Origin of the sequence: Mesorhizobium sp. B2-2-3 (genome assembly GCF_006442405.1) — a bacterium.
GTDB lineage: Bacteria > Pseudomonadota > Alphaproteobacteria > Rhizobiales > Rhizobiaceae > Mesorhizobium.
Genome location: NZ_VFWC01000003.1, coordinates 101,435 through 117,203 on the forward strand (window position 1 = coordinate 101,435; position 15,769 = coordinate 117,203).

At 64.3% G+C, this 15,769-nt stretch carries 17 protein-coding genes; 6 read left to right on the plus strand and 11 right to left on the minus strand.

Going from position 1 to position 15,769, the window contains the following annotated elements; translation table 11 throughout:
* Positions 1–81 precede the first annotated feature (81 nt).
* From FJ951_RS06415 to FJ951_RS06435, 5 genes are read right to left on the minus strand one after another with little or no spacing between them, the layout of a single operon-like run.
* Positions 82–1,191, minus strand: coding sequence for an ABC transporter ATP-binding protein (locus FJ951_RS06415; RefSeq protein ID WP_140514016.1), 1,110 nt, complete (start codon positions 1,189–1,191; stop codon positions 82–84).
* Positions 1,188–1,985, minus strand: coding sequence for an ABC transporter permease (locus FJ951_RS06420; protein ID WP_140514017.1), 798 nt, complete (start codon positions 1,983–1,985; stop codon positions 1,188–1,190). Before FJ951_RS06420 ends, FJ951_RS06415 begins: the two co-directional genes overlap by 4 nt.
* A complete protein-coding gene (locus FJ951_RS06425) occupies positions 1,985–2,848 on the minus strand; it encodes an ABC transporter permease (protein ID WP_140514018.1) in 864 nt (287 codons plus the stop codon). Before FJ951_RS06425 ends, FJ951_RS06420 begins: the two co-directional genes overlap by 1 nt.
* Positions 2,849–2,871: 23 nt before the next feature.
* Positions 2,872–3,942 carry an extracellular solute-binding protein gene (locus FJ951_RS06430; RefSeq protein WP_181165196.1) on the minus strand — a complete coding sequence of 357 codons (1,071 nt, stop codon included), beginning with the start codon at positions 3,940–3,942 and terminating at the stop codon, positions 2,872–2,874.
* A 35-nt stretch (positions 3,943–3,977) separates the two neighbouring features.
* Positions 3,978–4,640: an XRE family transcriptional regulator gene (locus FJ951_RS06435; protein WP_140514019.1), complete on the minus strand. Its 663-nt coding sequence runs from the start codon at positions 4,638–4,640 to the stop codon at positions 3,978–3,980.
* Positions 4,641–5,177: 537 nt separating this feature from the next.
* On the opposite strand from FJ951_RS06435, the gene FJ951_RS06440 reads away from it, so the two are divergent.
* Complete coding sequence (locus FJ951_RS06440) at positions 5,178–5,564, plus strand: DUF2794 domain-containing protein (protein WP_140514020.1); 387 nt, start codon at positions 5,178–5,180, stop codon at positions 5,562–5,564.
* Positions 5,565–5,615: 51 nt separating this feature from the next.
* Here the strand turns inward: FJ951_RS06440 and FJ951_RS06445 are convergent, their stop codons facing one another.
* The 4 genes from FJ951_RS06445 to FJ951_RS06460 form a co-directional block, all read right to left on the minus strand.
* Positions 5,616–6,185: a GNAT family N-acetyltransferase gene (locus FJ951_RS06445; RefSeq protein ID WP_140514021.1), complete on the minus strand. Its 570-nt coding sequence runs from the start codon at positions 6,183–6,185 to the stop codon at positions 5,616–5,618.
* 123 nt (positions 6,186–6,308) lie between these two features.
* Positions 6,309–7,082, minus strand: coding sequence for a Bax inhibitor-1/YccA family protein (locus tag FJ951_RS06450; RefSeq protein ID WP_140492223.1), 774 nt, complete (start codon positions 7,080–7,082; stop codon positions 6,309–6,311).
* 240 nt (positions 7,083–7,322) lie between these two features.
* On the minus strand, positions 7,323–9,872 hold the full coding sequence (locus FJ951_RS06455) for an ABC transporter permease (RefSeq protein WP_140514022.1): 2,550 nt from the start codon (positions 9,870–9,872) through the stop codon (positions 7,323–7,325).
* Positions 9,872–10,567: an ABC transporter ATP-binding protein gene (locus FJ951_RS06460; protein WP_140514023.1), complete on the minus strand. Its 696-nt coding sequence runs from the start codon at positions 10,565–10,567 to the stop codon at positions 9,872–9,874. The genes FJ951_RS06455 and FJ951_RS06460 overlap by 1 nt, the downstream gene beginning before the upstream one ends.
* A gap of 83 nt (positions 10,568–10,650) precedes the next feature.
* Between FJ951_RS06460 and FJ951_RS06465 the strand changes: the two genes are divergently transcribed.
* Both FJ951_RS06465 and thpR read left to right on the plus strand, forming a co-directional pair.
* Positions 10,651–11,295, plus strand: a complete 645-nt coding sequence (locus FJ951_RS06465; protein ID WP_140514024.1) for an arylesterase — start codon at positions 10,651–10,653, stop codon at positions 11,293–11,295.
* 111 nt (positions 11,296–11,406) lie between these two features.
* Positions 11,407–12,003: an RNA 2',3'-cyclic phosphodiesterase gene (gene thpR / locus FJ951_RS06470; RefSeq protein ID WP_140514025.1), complete on the plus strand. Its 597-nt coding sequence runs from the start codon at positions 11,407–11,409 to the stop codon at positions 12,001–12,003.
* Here the strand turns inward: thpR and FJ951_RS06475 are convergent.
* Positions 11,907–12,425: a low molecular weight protein-tyrosine-phosphatase gene (locus FJ951_RS06475; protein WP_140514026.1), complete on the minus strand. Its 519-nt coding sequence runs from the start codon at positions 12,423–12,425 to the stop codon at positions 11,907–11,909. The two genes, thpR and FJ951_RS06475, sit on opposite strands and share 97 nt — an antisense overlap.
* 51 nt (positions 12,426–12,476) lie before the next feature.
* On the opposite strand from FJ951_RS06475, the gene FJ951_RS06480 reads away from it, so the two are divergent.
* The 3 genes from FJ951_RS06480 (at position 12,477) to FJ951_RS06490 (ending at position 14,339) form a co-directional block, all read left to right on the plus strand.
* On the plus strand, positions 12,477–12,770 hold the full coding sequence (locus tag FJ951_RS06480) for a 4a-hydroxytetrahydrobiopterin dehydratase (RefSeq protein WP_140514027.1): 294 nt from the start codon (positions 12,477–12,479) through the stop codon (positions 12,768–12,770).
* Positions 12,771–13,197: 427 nt separating this feature from the next.
* Positions 13,198–13,560, plus strand: a complete 363-nt coding sequence (locus tag FJ951_RS06485; protein ID WP_140514028.1) for a YkvA family protein — start codon at positions 13,198–13,200, stop codon at positions 13,558–13,560.
* Between the two features lie 275 nt (positions 13,561–13,835).
* Positions 13,836–14,339, plus strand: a complete 504-nt coding sequence (locus FJ951_RS06490) for an invasion associated locus B family protein (protein ID WP_140492199.1) — start codon at positions 13,836–13,838, stop codon at positions 14,337–14,339.
* Positions 14,340–14,394: 55 nt separating this feature from the next.
* On the opposite strand, the gene FJ951_RS06495 is transcribed toward FJ951_RS06490, so the two are convergent.
* Positions 14,395–15,753: a chloride channel protein gene (locus FJ951_RS06495; RefSeq protein ID WP_140514029.1), complete on the minus strand. Its 1,359-nt coding sequence runs from the start codon at positions 15,751–15,753 to the stop codon at positions 14,395–14,397.
* Between the last annotated feature and the right edge of the window lie 16 nt (positions 15,754–15,769).

The following is a 15,769-nucleotide window of genomic DNA, read 5'->3' on the forward strand; positions in this document are numbered from 1 at the left end:
GTTTCCCGTCCGGAACTGCGTTAAAAACCAAGAGAGGAGGCGGCCTCGTCGTTTTCCATGGAAAGGCGAGGCCGCTCTGTTTCAGGTAAGGGTCAGGTCGGCCTTGTCGTCATCGGCGAGCAGCTTCACGTCGCCGCCGGCGAAGAGCACGTCGACCTCGTCTCCAATGGCAAAAGTGTCCGCCTCGAGCGTCGAGCGCACGATGGCTTTCGAGCCGTCGGCGAGCTCCACCTCGTATTTGGAGCCGGAGCCGAGATAGATGGCTTCGCCGATACGCCCGGCGAGCCGGTTGCGGCCATCCCCGCCGCCGCGACGCGCAAGCGCCAGCTTTTCGGGACGCAGCAGCATCACCGGCTTGCCGCCATTGGCGAGACGCTTGGCGGTCGCCACTCTCTGGCCTGATATCTCGATCGCCGTCTCGTTGCCGGAAGTGGCGGCGGGGCCGCGCAGCACGGTAGAATCGCCAATGAACTTGCCGACGAAAAGCGTCGCCGGCTCGTCGTAGAGTTCGCGGCCGGTGCCGATCTGCTCGATGCCGCCGCGGTTGAACACGGCGATGCGGTCGGAGAGCACCAACGCCTCCTCCTGGTCGTGCGTCACATAGACGAAGGTGGTGCCGAGTTCGCGGTGGATGCGCTTGATCTCGAGCTGCAGCCATTCGCGCAGTTTCTTGTCCAGCGCGCCGAGCGGCTCGTCCATCAGCAGCAGCGGCGGATCGAAGACGATGGCGCGGGCCAGCGCCACGCGCTGCTGCTGGCCGCCCGAAAGCTCGCTTGGAAAGCGATGGCCGAAATCGGCCATCTTGACCATGTCGAGCGCGTGGCGGACGCGGCGTTCGCGTTCTGCCCCGGTGACGCCGCGCAGCTTCAGCGGATAGGCGACATTGCGGCCGACCGTCATGTGCGGGAACAGTGCATAGTGCTGGAAGACCACGCCGATGTTGCGCTTGTGCGCCGGCACGCCGACCACGCTCTTTTCCCCGACCAGCAGCTTGCCGCTGGTCAGGTCGGTAAAGCCGGCGATCACGTTCAGCGTCGTCGTCTTGCCTGAGCCGCTCGGGCCGAGCAGCGTCATGAATTCACCCGGCTCGATTCGCAGCGACACGCCGTCGAGCGCCTTGAAGGAACCATAGGCCTTGCTTACCGACTCCAGGTCGATCGCCGCACCACGATTTTCCGCTTTCCGATTCATAAGCCTCCCTTCCGCTCACGGCCAAGAAGCAGCATGCCGCCGCCGATCAGCAGTGTCGTTGCGCATAAGAGGATCGTGCCGACGGCCGCGACCGTCGGATCGGCGTCGCGCGTGATGGAAGCGAAGATCTGCACCGGCAACGTCTTGAGATAGGGATTGGTGATGAACAGCGACACGACGATCTCGTCGAAGGAGGTGGCGAAGGCGAACAGCAGGCCGGACAGTACCCCAGGGGCAATCAGCGGCAGCGTCACCGTGCGGAACGTGGTGAGCGAACCTGCGCCCAGGCTCGCCGCGGCTGTCTCCAGCCGCTTGTCGAACACTTCGAGATTGGCCGAAACGGCGATCAGCACGAAAGGCAGCGCAAGGATGGTGTGCGCCAGCACGAAGCCGAGCAGCGTGCCGACAAGCCGCGTGTCGAGATAGACGGCGTAGATGCCGATGGCCAGGACCACGCCCGGCACCACCATCGGCGTCAGCATCAGCATGCGCAGGAGGTTTGCCGGCCGCGCCTGCATGCGGTCGAGGCCGAAGGCGGCAAGGGTGCCGAGCACCGTTGCCAGAACCGCAACGATCGATGCGACCCTCAGTGAGTTGAGGAAGCTGGTCGACCAATCCGGATTGGTGACAAAATTTTCGTACCATTGCCAGGAGAAGCCCTGGGGTGGAAATGCCAGCGATTTGTTCTCGTTGAATGACATCGGCACCACGACGAGCGTCGGTGCCACCAACCATATGGCTACCAGCAGGCAGACAAGGCCCAGCATGAGGCGGGTAAGCGGCTTCATCTCCATCAGGGCCGCCCCGCTTGCCGATGGCTGGACCGCATCACGGGCGCGGCAAGCGCCAGCAGCACGAAGGTCGTGACGAGCAGCACCACGCCCATGGCGCCGCCCCTGCCCCATTGCAGGAGACTGAGCACCTGTGTCTGCACCAGCGTCGACAGCATCGTCGAGCGCGGTCCGCCGAGCAGGGCCGGCGTGATGTAGAAGCCGAGCGCCAGGATGAAGACGATGATCGCACCGGCATAGACGCCAGGCAGCGACAGCGGCAGATACACCGTGAGGAACGCGCGCGAGGGTCTCGCCCCGAGGCTCCGCGCGGCTTGCATCAGCCTGAGATCGATGCCTTTCATGACCGAATAGAGCGGCAGGATCATGAAAGGCAAAAGCACCTGCGCCATGCCGATGACCACGCCCGTCTGAGTGCGGATCAGCCTGATGCCACCGAACCCGAGCGCCCGCAGGATCGAGTTGATGACCCCCGAATCCTGCAGCAGTATCACCCAGGACAAAGTGCGTACCACGCCGCTCACCCAAAACGGGATCAACACACATAGCAGCAGCACCAAGCGCACGCGTGGTCGGACCGCGGTCATCAGATAGGCATAGGGATAGGCGCAAACCACGCAGACCAGCGTGACCCATGCTGAAATGAGGAAGGTCCGCCGGAGCACGGCTAGGTTGATGGGCGCGCCGAAGAACCAGATATAGTTCTGTAGGCCCCACTGCGGCTCCGACAGGCTGCGCACGACGATGGTGAGCAGCGGATAGCCAATCACCGCGAAGAGCAGGACCAGCGCCGGCAGCGCGAGCGCGAACGGCCGCCATGCCCGGCGCCTTTCGGCGGCCGGAATGGTTGGCTGGGACGCGCTCACGGCTTTTGGTCTCCCTCAGCCGGTCAGTTGCCGGACATCAGCGCGGACCACTTCTCCTGCGCCACCGCGAAGTTCGGGACCCAGAACTTGAAGTTCTGCTTGTAGCCCTGCTTCTGGCGTTCGGGCGTGTTGGTCAGGAAAGCGGAGACGGAAGCGTCGACCTTGGGCTGCGCTTCACTGTTGATCGGCGTGTAAGACGTTTGCTCCGTCAACACCTCCTGCGCGTGCTTGCCAAGATAGGCGTTGAGCAGCGCGTAGGATGCCTCCGTGTCCTTGGCGCCGACGGGGATCGTCATCTGATCCATCACCACCAGCCAGTCCTGCCAGGCCGGTGCGTATTTGGCGCCGTTCTTGACCGCGGTCATGGCGCGGCCTGTCCACATCATCAGCATGTCGGCCTCGCCGGATTCGGCGAGTTGCTGCGATTCTGCACCCGTCTTCCAGAAGATGGTATCGGGGCCGAGCTTGCGAACCACATCGATGGCCTTGTCGATATCGGCCACCGTCATCGCCTTGGGGTCCCCGCCGGCAACCTTGAACGCCTGTTCCAGCAAGCCACCGGTCGGGCTGCCGGAGCCGTCGATTCCGCGCACGCCGGGGAATTTCTGCGTGTCGAAGAAGTCGGCCCAGCTCTTGGGCGGATTGTCCTTGTACTTTTCGGTGTTGTACATCAGCACGACGCCGTAGTTCATCGCCGGCACCGAGCACTCGCCGACCTGGCCCTCGGGAATTTTCGAGACGTCGAGTTTGGTGAAGTCCAGCTTCTGGAACAGTTTGCCGCAATAGACATAAGGCGGCAGATCGTCGGTATCGACAACGTCCCATGTCACATTGCCGGACTCGACCTGCGCCTGCAGCTTGGCGATCTCGGTCGGGCCGTCATTGAGCAGCTTGACGCCCGACTTGTCCACGAACTCCTTGAGCGCTGCCGCCTGGCCGTCCTGGTAGATGCCGCCATAGGACACGAAAGTCAGGGTCTTGCCCTTCAGCGAGCCTTCGGCCACCTCTCCGGCAACCGGCTTCGATTGCGCGAGCGCGGCCGTCGCCGCCAGAAGCACGCCCAGGCACGCCGCATGTGCAAATTTCACTCTCATGTTCAACTCTCCCATTCCAGAGCTCGCATTTGTTCTCATTCACCCGGATGCGAGCGGTTTCCGGTCCTGTACTGATCGAGTTCCAGCGCGCCGGCGGTCGGCGGCGCGATGATCCAGAGCACCTCCGCCGGTGTGTCGCCGACATTGACCGTGCGGTGCGGCACCGAGGTCGCGTATTCGACGCTGTCGCCTTCGCGCATCAGATGGCGCTCGTCGGCAAGCGTCAGTTCGACGGTTCCCTTGAGCACCATGAACATCTCATGCTCGCCGCCATGCACATAGGCGTCGTCGCCGGTCGAGCCGCCGACCTCGAAATGCCCCGCATAAACCTCGAACTGATGGATCGGCCGCCGCGACAAAAGCATCTTGCGGCCTCGCACGCCGACGGGAACGACAGGCCGTTCCTCGCGCCTCAGCACCTTGTGCAACGGACGGCTGCTGCCCTCGAACAGGTCGTTGATGCCGAGATCGAGAGCGGCGGCGATCCTGAGCAGCGTGCCTGTGTTGGCGCCGCACAGATTGCGCTCGAGCTGGCTGATGAAGCTCGCCGTCGTGCCGGTCATGTCGGCCAACCGGCGCAGCGAGACGCGCCTTGCCATGCGCAGCGCCTTGATGCGGGGACCGACGCCGCCGGCCTCAGGGGTGGCCGCGACCGTACCATTCACCTCTTTCGCCGTGGAGTCCGATATGCGTGGCATTGCCGCTCCCGTTTCACTTAACACCTTATTAAGTGGTGATGGCGTTGGCAAGCGCGGACGGCATGCCAAGATTTCGGCGCCCATCGATCCTGCCGGTCGCACAGGATCGGGCTGAAAACCGTCCATACGGCGGGAAATCCGCATTAGCGGCGATCCAGGCATGAAAAAACCGACGTCAGCTTGCTTCTGACGTCGGTCATTTAGGTTTTGGGATCGTCGCACCCGGTCTTTCCGAGGAAAAACCGAGGTTGGTTCGATCCGACGCAGACCCGTGGGCGGGGGGCTTGGGGTTTACGAGCCGGTGCCGGACCGAACCGTCTCAGGCAACGCCGGTAAATTCGTCGGACATTGGGGCATGAGCGCGGATAAAAAATGGCGAGAATGTGGCGGAGCATCACCAATTCCAACATGTCGTTTGCAAACGTGACTGGACGCGACGGAAATGGCGCGGGTCCGCACCGCTTCGCCGGCACTTGCAATTCGATGGCGAAAGCGCCAACTTTGGTTGGCAAAGATTCATTTTTGAAGGATCGAGGCATGACCGATCACGGCGGCGGGACGGAGGATGGCGACGCATCCGCGATACTGATCCCGCTCCACGAGGCACGCCGTGCGCGCCTCGACCAGCCGGTGCGCTTCGAGCGGCGCGAACTGGACCAGATCCTGAAACTCTACGGGCGCATGGTTGCCGCCAATGAATGGCGCGACTACGCTATCGATCATCTCACCGACAGGGCCGTGTTTTCAGTGTTCCGCCGGGCCAGCGAGGTGCCGCTGTTCCAGATCGTCAAGGACCCGAAACTGGCACGCAAACAAGGCGCCTTCGCCGTCATCGCCGCGGGCGGCCGTATCCTCAAGCGCGGGCAGGAGCTTGGCCGTGTGCTCGGCGTCTTCGACAGCAAGCTGAAGCTGGTCGAGGCCTGAACCGCGGCGCAATTGCTCGGTTGACCTCAGTCTTGGCGCTCATCTAAGCCCTTATTTTTCTTGGTGGAATTTCCGTTCCGGCAATGATTCCGGATCTGGCGGGGCGGATGCACCGCCGTTCAGCGCCAGTTGCATGAACACCGTGTCCAGCCAGCGTCCGTGCTTGTAGCCGGAGCCTTCGAGGCGGCCGGAATGACGAAAGCCGAGCTTTTCGTGCAGCTTGACGGAAGCGCTGTCGGGATGGCCATCGCCGATCACCGCGACGATCTGGCGAAAGCCCGCAGCCTCGGCGGCCGCGATCAGGCTTTGCATCAGTTTGAGGCCGACACCCTGGCCCTTGGCATCAGGCGCGACATAGACGGAGTCCTCGACGACAAAGCGATAGGCCGGGCGCGGCCGGAAGGGACCGGCATAGGCATAGCCGAGCACGGCGCCATCCTTTTCCGCCACAAGGTAAGGGAAGCCGCCGGCCTGGAGCGTGTCGAATCGCATGCCCATTTCGGCGCGGCCTGGCGGCTCCAGCTCGTAGCTCGCCGTGCCGCGGGTCACAGCGTCGGCATAGATTTGCGTAATGGCGTCGAGGTCGGCCGCGCGCGCGGCCCGTATAACGATAGTGCTCATTCTTTATGCAGGCCTCTTGTCTGCCTGCAATAACAGCAAAGGTCGGCGCAAAAGAAAAGGGCGGCCGTTGGGCCGCCCCTTCCAAACCCGATGGTCCAGTCAGACCATGACGCGGACCAGCCCTCAGCGGCGGTCGCCCATGAACTGGAGCAGGAACATGAACAGGTTGATGAAGTCGAGATAGAGCGTCAGCGCGCCCATGATGGCCTTGCGGCCAGCGACGTCGGAGGCGTCGCCCTCGAAATACATCTCCTTGATCTTCTGCGTGTCGTAGGCGGTGAGGCCGGCGAAGACCAGCACGCCGATCGCCGAGACGGCGAAGGATAGCGCCGACGACTGCAGGAAGATGTTGATCACCATCGCGATGATGATGCCGAACACGCCCATGATCAGGAACGAGCCCATCGCCGTCAGGTCGCGCTTGGTCGTGTAACCGAACAGCGACAGCGCGCCGAAGGCCGCGGCGGTGGCGAAGAAGGTCTGCGAGATGCTGGCGGTGGTGTAGACCAGGAAGATCGACGACAGCGACAGGCCGACCAGGCCCGCATAGACCCAGAACGTCGTCTGCGCCGCCGACACGCTCATCGACTGGACGCGGAACGACAGGAACAGAACGGCGGCCAGCGGGGCCAGCATCACCAGCCAGCGCAGCGGCGAGCCGAAGATCGCGTAGCCGAACGAGGTCAGCATCTCACCGCTCGGCAGCGTCGCGACAGCCGAGGCCGGATCGGTGGTTGTGGCCAGCATGATCGTGCCGACGGCGGCAAGACCAGTGATGAGGAGACCAAGCCCCATCAAATTGTAGACCTTGATCATATAGGCGCGCAGGCCCTGATCGATGTCGACGGCGGCGCCGGGCACGGCGCGCGTCTGATAGTTGCGAATGGGTTCAGCCATTGTGGTCCTCTATTGCTTCTGCCCCGTCCGGTGTCGGGTCCACCCGGACCCAGGCGCCGCTGGCGGGACTCCAGCATGCCTGCGGCGAAATATGATGGTTATTCGCGTCAAGAACAAGACCGTAACCGGGTGTAATGCTTCGTGAGGCACGCATGGCGCGGTTTTCCAGCCCTTTGGCCGCGAAACATTACGTCGATTTAACCAAATGCCGGCCGTCGGCGGGGTGGAACCGATGCGGACTCAGAGGTTTCGCAGCACGGGCGCTGCCTTGTGGCCGAGCACCCGCCAGGTGCCGGCGAGACCGATGCCGACGGTGATGACCAGCGCAAAGAGAATGGTCGCCACCGCCACTTCCGGCATGAAATGCGATGGCAATGTCATGATGCGGGCGACGACGAACCATGCGGCGGCACTGCCGGCGGCGAGCGCGAAGACCGCCGTGGCGAGGCCGATCAGCATGTATTCGAGCGAGAAGGCCGATATCAGCGTCAGCCGCGTCGCACCGAGCGTCTTCAGCACCACCGCGTCATGGATGCGCGCCCGGTTGCCGGCGGCGAGCGCGCCGGCCAGCACAAGCACCGACGCGATCAGTGCCACGCCGGCCGCCGCCCTGATCGCCGCGCCGAGCTGTCCGACCAGACGGTTGACGATGTCGAGCGCGTCCTTGACGCGGACCGTAGTGACTGCCGGGAAGGCGCGGGTGACGGCATTGAGGATGCGGGCGTCATCAGCCGCGGTGGCGCTCTTTTCGGTCAGCGTCGCCACCCAGCCATGTGGCGCGCCGGCAAATGTGTTGGGCGAGAACACCATGACGAAGTTGATGCCCATCGTCTCCCATTCGACCTGGCGGAAATTGGCGATCCTGGCCGTGACATTGCGGCCGAGCACGTTGACGGTGACGGTATCGCCGAGCTTCAGCCCGATTTCCTTGCCTTCCTTGTCGGAAAACGAGACGAGCGGCTCGCCGGTATAATCGGCCGGCCACCAGCTGCCCTCGGTCAGCGTCGCGTTGTCCGGCTGCTTGGCCTCATAGGTCAGGCCGCGATCGCCGCGCAGCACCCAAGCGCCCTCCGCCGGTACCTTGACCTTGTCGACGGCAACGCCGTTCAGCGCCATCACCCGGCCGCGCAGCATTGGCACCTTGGCAAGCGTCCCCTGCGGGGCCTCCTTGCTGATCAGACTGGAGAAGCCGTCGACATCGCTGCTCTGGATATCGACGAAGAAGAAGTTCGGCGCCCGCTCCGGCAGGCTGCCGGAGATCTGCCGCCGCAGATTGCCGTCGATCAGCGCCAGCGTCACCAGCAGCGTCAGCCCAAGCCCCAGCGACAGCACCACCGACGGCGTCAGCGCGCCCGGCCGATGGATGTTGCCGACGGCGAGCCTGAGCGCCACGAAGCGCACGCGCGGACTCTTCCTTGCCGCCCATTGCACCAGCGCGCCGACCAGACGCAGCACCAGAAAGGCGAAGATGGTGGCTCCGACGAAAATCGAAGCGATGCGCTGGTCGCCCGAAAACAGGATGGCGAGCGCTGCAAGAAGCACTGCGATGCCGAGCGCCGAAACGACATAGACAGGGCGTGGAAAACCGCGGCCCTCCAGTCCCATCTCGCGGAACAGCGCGGTCGCCGGCACATCGCGGGCGCGACCGAGTGGCAGCAGCGCGAAGGCCAGCGTCACCAGCAGCCCGAACAGCGCTGCCATGCCGAGAGCGCCGGGATAAAAGCCGCCTTGCGCCGGCACCGGAACGACCGACTGAAGCGCGGCGCTCGCGGCAAAGGGCATCAGTGCGCCGAGCACCAGACCTGCGGCGATGCCGAGGGCCGCGATCATCAGGATCTGCACGAGGTAAACGGCAAAGACGAAGCCGCCCGATGCGCCCAGGCTCTTGAAGGTGGCGATGACGCCGCGCTTGCCGTCGAGATAGGCGCGCACCGCGTTGGCGACGCCGACGCCGCCTACCACCAGCGCCGTCAGCCCGACCAGGGTCAGGAATTGCGAAAAGCGTTCGATGTTGGAAGAGAGCGCCGGGGCCGCATTGCTGCGCGTGCGGATCGACCAGCCGGACTCCGGGAACTCCTTGGCAGTCTTGTCCTGGATGGCCTTGAGCCGCGCCTCGTCGGCGTCGGCGGCCAGCCGGATCTTGTAGGAATTCTCGACGAGGCTGCCCGGCTGAACCAGCCCTGTCGCGACCAGGCCCTCGGTCGAGATCATCAGGCGCGGCGCGAAACCGAAACCTTCGGACACGGCATCGGGCTCGGTGACCAGCCTGGCGCGCAGTTCGAAGGTGGCGGTTCCGAGCTTCAGCCGATCGCCGAGCTTCACATGCAGCCGCTCGAACAGCAGGTCGGGCGCGGCCGCGCCGAAAACACCGAACTGTTCGCCAAACAGTTCCTGCTTCGTCAGCGCCGGCTCGGTTTCCAGCGCACCGTAAAGCGGATAGGCCTCGTCGACGGCCTTGGCCTCGACCAGCGCCTGATCGGAGCCGTCGGCAAGCCGCGCCATCGAACGCATGCTGGCGGTTCTCGACACCGTGCCCAGCCCATCGAGGAAGCCGCGTTCGGCTTCGCTTGCGTCGCGCTGGTTAAGCTGGAAGCGCAGATCGCCGCCAAGCAGCGTCTGGCCCTGGTTGGCGACGCCGCCACTGATCGAGCGGGCCACGGAATTAACGCCGCCGATCGCTGCGACGCCGAGCGCGATGCAGGCAAGAAAGATCAGAAAACCGGACAGGCCGCCGCGCATCTCGCGCAAGGAGAAGCGGACGGCGAGTTTTAACGTCCGCGCCGGTGACATCAGGCGATGGCCTTGGTCGGCGCCGGTGCCTCGATCCTGCCGGAGCGCATAGAGACCTGGCGCGAACAGCGCGCCGCGAGCGCCTGGTCATGCGTGACCAGCACCAGCGTCATGCCGCGTTCGGCCGCCTTGGCGAACAGGAGATCGACGACCTGCCTGCCGGTCGCCTGGTCGAGATTGCCGGTCGGCTCGTCGGCGATGAGGATGCGCGGCGACGGCGCCAGCGCCCGGGCGATCGCCACGCGCTGCTGCTCGCCGCCCGAAAGTTCCCCAGGATAGTGCGTGACGCGGTCACTCAGACCGACGGCCGCCAGCTCGCGTTCCGCCACCGAGAACGGATCGGCATGGCCGGCCAGCTCCAGCGGCACGGCGACATTTTCGAGCGCCGTCATATTGGGGATGAGATGGAAGGACTGGAACACGATGCCGATGTTTCGCCCCCGAAACGATGCGATCTGATCCTCGCTCTTGCCGTTGAGCAGCTCGCCGGCGATTCGTACCGTGCCCGAATCGACCCTTTCCAGACCGGCGAGAACCATGAGCAGCGTCGACTTGCCCGACCCCGACGGCCCGACGATGCCGGTCGCCTCGCCGCGCGCCACATCGAGGCTGACGCCCTTCAGCACATGGACGGACGAGGCGCCTTCGCCCAATGTCAGCGATACGTCTTTCAGCTCGATGACGGCTTCTGTCAAAATGAAAGCGTCCTATATGGAGATGAGGGCTTCGCCTGCCGGGCCGTCGCCGGAAGAATTCTCTGTCATATGGGACCTGCCGCATGTCTTTCCAACGCAGAATTGCCGCAGGCCTGATCGTTTTCCTCGCCATTTGCGGCGCCATTTCGTCGGCACGCGCCGAGCCTTTCAAGATCGTCGGTTTCGGCGACAGCCTGATGGCCGGCTTCGGCCTCGGACCCGACGAAGGTTTTACCGACAGGCTGCAGGCGGCGCTGCGCGCCAGGGGCAGGGATGTGACCGTCGCCAATGCCGGCGTTTCCGGCGACACCTCCAGCGGCGGGCTGGCGCGGCTCGACTGGTCGGTGCCGGACGGCACACAGCTTGTCATCCTCGAACTCGGCGCCAACGACATGCTGCGCGGCGTTTCCCCCGACATCACCCGCAAGAACCTGGATACGATGCTGGCCAAGCTGAAACAGCGCAAGATCGCCGTTCTGCTGGCCGGCATGCGCGCAGCGCCCAATCTCGGCGCCGATTATCAGAACGCCTTCGACGCCATCTTTCCGGAACTGGCCGCAAAATACGGCGTTACCTTGTACCCGTTCTTTCTCGACGGCGTAGCCGGCCGGTCCGCCCTGCAGCTTGAGGATGGCTTGCATCCGAACGCCAAGGGGGTCGCCCAGATGGTCGAGCGCATCCTGCCTGCGGTCGAGAAGGCCATCGCGGCGGCGCCGGGAGGATCGTGAGACGGGATAGGCCCTTTTTTGACGAGACCTGTGACCAACAAACCTCTTGCCCCGCTTGATTATCGATGATTCGCTAGGGGCATAGTTCGATTCGAGGAAGGGAGGCTCTTCATGCCGCGTCTTTTCACCGCCCTCGAAATTCCGCGTGACGCCGCCCTTTCGCTATCCCTGCTCAGGGGCGGCCTGCCCGGGGCCCGCTGGATCGACGTCGAGAACTATCATCTGACGCTGCGCTTCATCGGCGATGTCGAAGGCCATGTCGCCGACGAGATCGCCAACGCGCTCGACCGCGTCCACCGCCCCTCCTTCCCGCTGACGCTGTCGGGCGTCGGCGCTTTCGGCCAGAAGAAACCGCATGCCGTATGGGCCGGGGTCTCTGCCTCGCCGGATCTCTCGGCGCTTCAGGCTGAAATCGAGCGCATCTGCCAGCGGCTCGGCATTCCGGCCGATCCGCGCAAGTTCATGCCGCATGTCACACTGGCGCGCCTGCGCAATTCGAGCCCGCTGGACGTCGCCCAATATCTTTCGGCGCGCGGCAATTTTTCGACCTTGCCGTTCCGCATCAGCCGGTTCGTCTTGATGTCGTCGCGCGATTCGGTCGGCGGCGGCCCCTACATCGTCGAGGAAGCCTGGCCGCTGTTGGGCGCAGATACGCGCGCGGCAAGCCGCGTCGCCAGCGCCTCCGACGCTTCGCGGATCATGCGGTAGACCTCGGCGAAGGCTTCCTCGCCATGGTGATAGGGATCCGGCACGTCGCGCGCCTCTCCCTGCGCAAATTCCAGGAACAGGTGGATCCGGTCGCGCACGGCGGCAGGCGCCAGCGTCTTCAGGTCGGCGACGTTCGACCTGTCCATGCCGAAGATCAGGTCGAAACGCGAGAAATCCTCGGGCGTGATCTTGCGTGCCCGCAGTTCCGATATGTCGATGCCGTGGCGCGACGCGATGGCGATCGAACGCCAATCGGGGGCGGAGCCCACCTCCCAGTCGCTGGTTGCGGCCGAATCGAGCACTATGTCCCGGCCCAGTCCACGTTCCGTCAGCACGGAACGAAGCACGCCTTCCGCCAGCGGCGAGCGGCAGATGTTGCCCAGGCAGACGAACAGAATGGATTTTATGGGCTTCGTGCTCATCGATCCGGCGCTATGGTGAAAGTCATCTTCGAAATAGCACAGGAACCGGACATGACGAGAGAGAAACTTGGCAAGGAAGCCATCGTCGCGGCGCTGACAGACCTCGAAGGCTGGGCGCTGGCTGCCGATGGCGCTTCCATCAAACGGACGTTCACCTTCAGGAATTTCTCCGAAGCCTTCGCCTTCATGACCCGCGTCGCGCTTGCGGCCGAGAAGATGGACCATCATCCCGACTGGTCGAATGTCTACAAAACCGTCGACGTGACGCTGAACACGCACGATGCCGGCGGAGTCACGGCGCTTGACATCGAGTTGGCGAAGAAAATGAACCGCTTTGTTGGTTAGGGTAATCCATAGGTGCGGCAACCCCGGCTTCGTCATCCACGGGCGGAGCGGGAGCGAAGCGGACGCGCAGACCCGAGGATCCATGCCGCGACGTTGACCAAGGGGTGCAGTCGAGCAGAATTCAGCACCGCTGCGTCGCTCTTGAGTCGCGGCATGGATTCTAGGGTCTGCGCCGCGTCGCTTCGCTCCTTGCTTCGCCCTAGAATGACGACGGGAGGGGCGTTTGCCGCCGAACTCCAAGGGAGGACGACTGCCAGCGGAGTGTCCGCTAGGCCGGCATCACCTGATCCGCAGGACAGCACGGTAAAGACTGATCCCGATTTTCAGGCCAGCGATCTCCCAAGCTCTTGCAGCAAGCGTCGGGTTTCACCACATTTTGCCCCGCGGCCATGCGCAGGCAAGCGCATGAGCCCGCAAGGAGAAATTGATGGCGCAAAAATCCGGTTTTGATTTCTTCGGCTTTGGCGACAGGCTGGGCGGTGAGAGCGAGGTGCGCGAGAAATTCTGGCGCACGGCCAAGAAGGCCGCGCGGCAGATCCCGTTCATGGAAGATGTCGTCGCGGCCTATTACTGCGCCATGGACAAGAACACGCCGCTGCGCGCAAAAGGCATCCTGGTGGCGGCACTCGGCTATTTCGTCCTGCCGGTGGATATGGTCCCCGATTTCGTCCTCGGCCTCGGCTTCACCGACGATATCGCCGTGCTCACCGCCGCAATCACCGCCGTCAGCGCCCATATCACGCCGGCGCACCGGCAGGCCGCCAAGGACGCCATATCGGACAAGGGCTGAGCCCTGGAACCGGCCTTCGCGCGCGCTGGACACCAGCGTTCAGAGGGCTTGTGGAAAAGTCAAACTCTTGCCGCTTTCATGCCCTCCAAGTCGCCGAAGGGACATCGCGCCAGCCGCTTGAAAGGCGGCGGCGCGAAGACGGCGGCGGTTTCCTGGGGTGAGCGTCCTTTTCTCAGAGGTAATTCACCGTTTGGTAACCCAGATTAAATCAAAATGAAGCGACGGCAGGACGCCACGCGGCCCGCCTCCGCACCATTTGGAATACGGGAAAAACGATGCGCGGATTGATTGCTACAGTTTCGAGCCTGGTCCTGGTGGCCTTCGCAGCGCCGGCGATGGCGCAGCAGGCGACCAAGATCGGCCAGCACAATGCCTGGGGCACCTACAGCTACCAGGCATCGGGCGGCAAGGTCTGCTATGTCCTCACCGTGCCGACCGACAAGCAGCCGCCGACGCTCGACCATGGCGACATGTTCTTCTTCGTCAGCCAGCGGCCCGGCCAGCAGGTGTCCTACGAGCCGCAATTCATCGCCGGCTACACCTTCCAGGAAAACTCCAAGGCCACCGTCACCATCGACAAGAAGACGTTTTCGATGTTCACGCGCGGCAAGTCGGCCTGGGTCGAGAACGCCGCCGAGGAGCCGGTGCTGATCGCCGCCATGAAATCCGGCACCGACATGAAGGTGCAGGCCAAGTCCGGCCGCGGCAACACCACCTCCTACGTCTTCTCGCTGAAAGGCATCTCGGCGGCGCTGTCGTCGATCGCCAACTGCAAATAATCGAAATTTCGCTTTGAACAGAGAGGCCGGCCCCCTTGAGTCCGGCCTTTGTTCTTCACGCCGGGCCTGATTCCGGCGCCGCCTCCGCCGCCCTGCGCCTGCGGATGGCTTCCGCGATGAAGACGCGCGACAGCGCGTGATAGAGCGGCTCGCGCGAGATCATGCGCGCCGTGCCGTAGCCCAGCATCGAGGCCAGCATCAGCGCGATGACATTGTCGTGATTGCCGGTCATCTCCAGGATGATGACGAAGGCCGTCATCGGCGCCTGCACGACGCCGGCGAAATAACCGGCCATGCCGAGCAACGCGGCCGCACCCGTGCTGGCGCCGAAGACGAGGCCGAGCGAGCTGCCGATGCCGGCGCCGACCGAAAGCGAAGGCGCAAAGATGCCGCCCGGAATGCCCGAGACCATCGACAGCAGCCCGGCAAGGAACTTCTCCGCGAAGAAGAACCAGGGCAGCGGCGTCCCTTCAACGGCGCCCCGCGCCTGCGCGTAGCCGGTGCCGAAGGTCAAGCCGCCCGAGGCGATGCCGATCGCCGCGACGCCGAGCCCGCAGATGGCGGCGACCAGCAGGACGCGCCGCAAGGGCTGCCCCGTGTTCCAGCGCCGGATCCGGCGCGTCGCCTTCAGCGCCAGGAGCGAGAACAGCGCGCCGAAGCCGCCGCCGATAACGCCGCAGGCAATGACAAGCGGCCACTCGGCGGCAAACGAGATTGTCTCCTTCGAGACGCCGAAATAGGTGTAGTTGCCAAGCAGGCCGAGCGAGGCGATGCCGGCCAGGATCACCGCCGTCAGCACCAGTCCGTTGGTCCGCGCTTCGTAGGTGCGGCCCATTTCCTCGATGGCGAAGACGATGCCGGCGAGCGGCGTGTTGAAGGCAGCCGCGATGCCGGCGGCCGAGCCGGCCAGGATCAGGCCGCGCGCCTGCGCCATGCCGCCCCAGCGTGCCGCCTGCAGCATCAACGACGCGCCGACCTGCACGGTCGGTCCCTCGCGGCCGATCGAAGCGCCGCAGAACAGGCCGACCAGGGTGAGCGCGATCTTGCCCGCCACCAGCTTCAGCGACAGGATGTGGCCACGGTCGTCGTCGTCGCGCAGATGCCGCGCCGCGATCGCCTGCGGAATGCCGCTGCCTTGCGAGCCCGGGAAGAAGGCTTGCGCCAGCCAGGCACACAGCACGAAGCCGAGCGGCGTGATCGCCAAAGATAGGTAGAAGCGCCAGCCGCCGTCATCGCCGGTCATGGCATGGAACAGCACCTGCGCCTTGTCGGCGAGCACCGCGAACAGCACGCTGATCACGCCGATGCAGATCGCGCCGGCCCAGAACACCAGCCGCGGCTGCCACACCCGGCGAGAGCCCCACATCGCGCGCGAACGCCGCAGCAAGGGGTATTTTCGCACTGTACCGGCCATGTCTGTCCTCTCGACG

Coding starts and splice junctions, on each gene's coding strand:
- FJ951_RS06415 (WP_140514016.1), bottom strand. CDS start 1,191: ATGAATCGGAAAGCGGAAAATCGTGGTGCGGCGATCGACCTGGAGTCG.
- FJ951_RS06420 (WP_140514017.1), bottom strand. CDS start 1,985: ATGGAGATGAAGCCGCTTACCCGCCTCATGCTGGGCCTTGTCTGCCTG.
- FJ951_RS06430 (WP_181165196.1), bottom strand. CDS start 3,942: ATGAGAGTGAAATTTGCACATGCGGCGTGCCTGGGCGTGCTTCTGGCG.
- FJ951_RS06435 (WP_140514019.1), bottom strand. CDS start 4,640: ATGCCACGCATATCGGACTCCACGGCGAAAGAGGTGAATGGTACGGTC.
- FJ951_RS06440 (WP_140514020.1), top strand. CDS start 5,178: ATGACCGATCACGGCGGCGGGACGGAGGATGGCGACGCATCCGCGATA.
- FJ951_RS06445 (WP_140514021.1), bottom strand. CDS start 6,185: ATGAGCACTATCGTTATACGGGCCGCGCGCGCGGCCGACCTCGACGCC.
- FJ951_RS06450 (WP_140492223.1), bottom strand. CDS start 7,082: ATGGCTGAACCCATTCGCAACTATCAGACGCGCGCCGTGCCCGGCGCC.
- FJ951_RS06455 (WP_140514022.1), bottom strand. CDS start 9,872: ATGTCACCGGCGCGGACGTTAAAACTCGCCGTCCGCTTCTCCTTGCGC.
- FJ951_RS06465 (WP_140514024.1), top strand. CDS start 10,651: ATGTCTTTCCAACGCAGAATTGCCGCAGGCCTGATCGTTTTCCTCGCC.
- thpR (WP_140514025.1), top strand. CDS start 11,407: ATGCCGCGTCTTTTCACCGCCCTCGAAATTCCGCGTGACGCCGCCCTT.
- FJ951_RS06475 (WP_140514026.1), bottom strand. CDS start 12,425: ATGAGCACGAAGCCCATAAAATCCATTCTGTTCGTCTGCCTGGGCAAC.
- FJ951_RS06480 (WP_140514027.1), top strand. CDS start 12,477: ATGACGAGAGAGAAACTTGGCAAGGAAGCCATCGTCGCGGCGCTGACA.
- FJ951_RS06485 (WP_140514028.1), top strand. CDS start 13,198: ATGGCGCAAAAATCCGGTTTTGATTTCTTCGGCTTTGGCGACAGGCTG.
- FJ951_RS06490 (WP_140492199.1), top strand. CDS start 13,836: ATGCGCGGATTGATTGCTACAGTTTCGAGCCTGGTCCTGGTGGCCTTC.
- FJ951_RS06495 (WP_140514029.1), bottom strand. CDS start 15,753: ATGGCCGGTACAGTGCGAAAATACCCCTTGCTGCGGCGTTCGCGCGCG.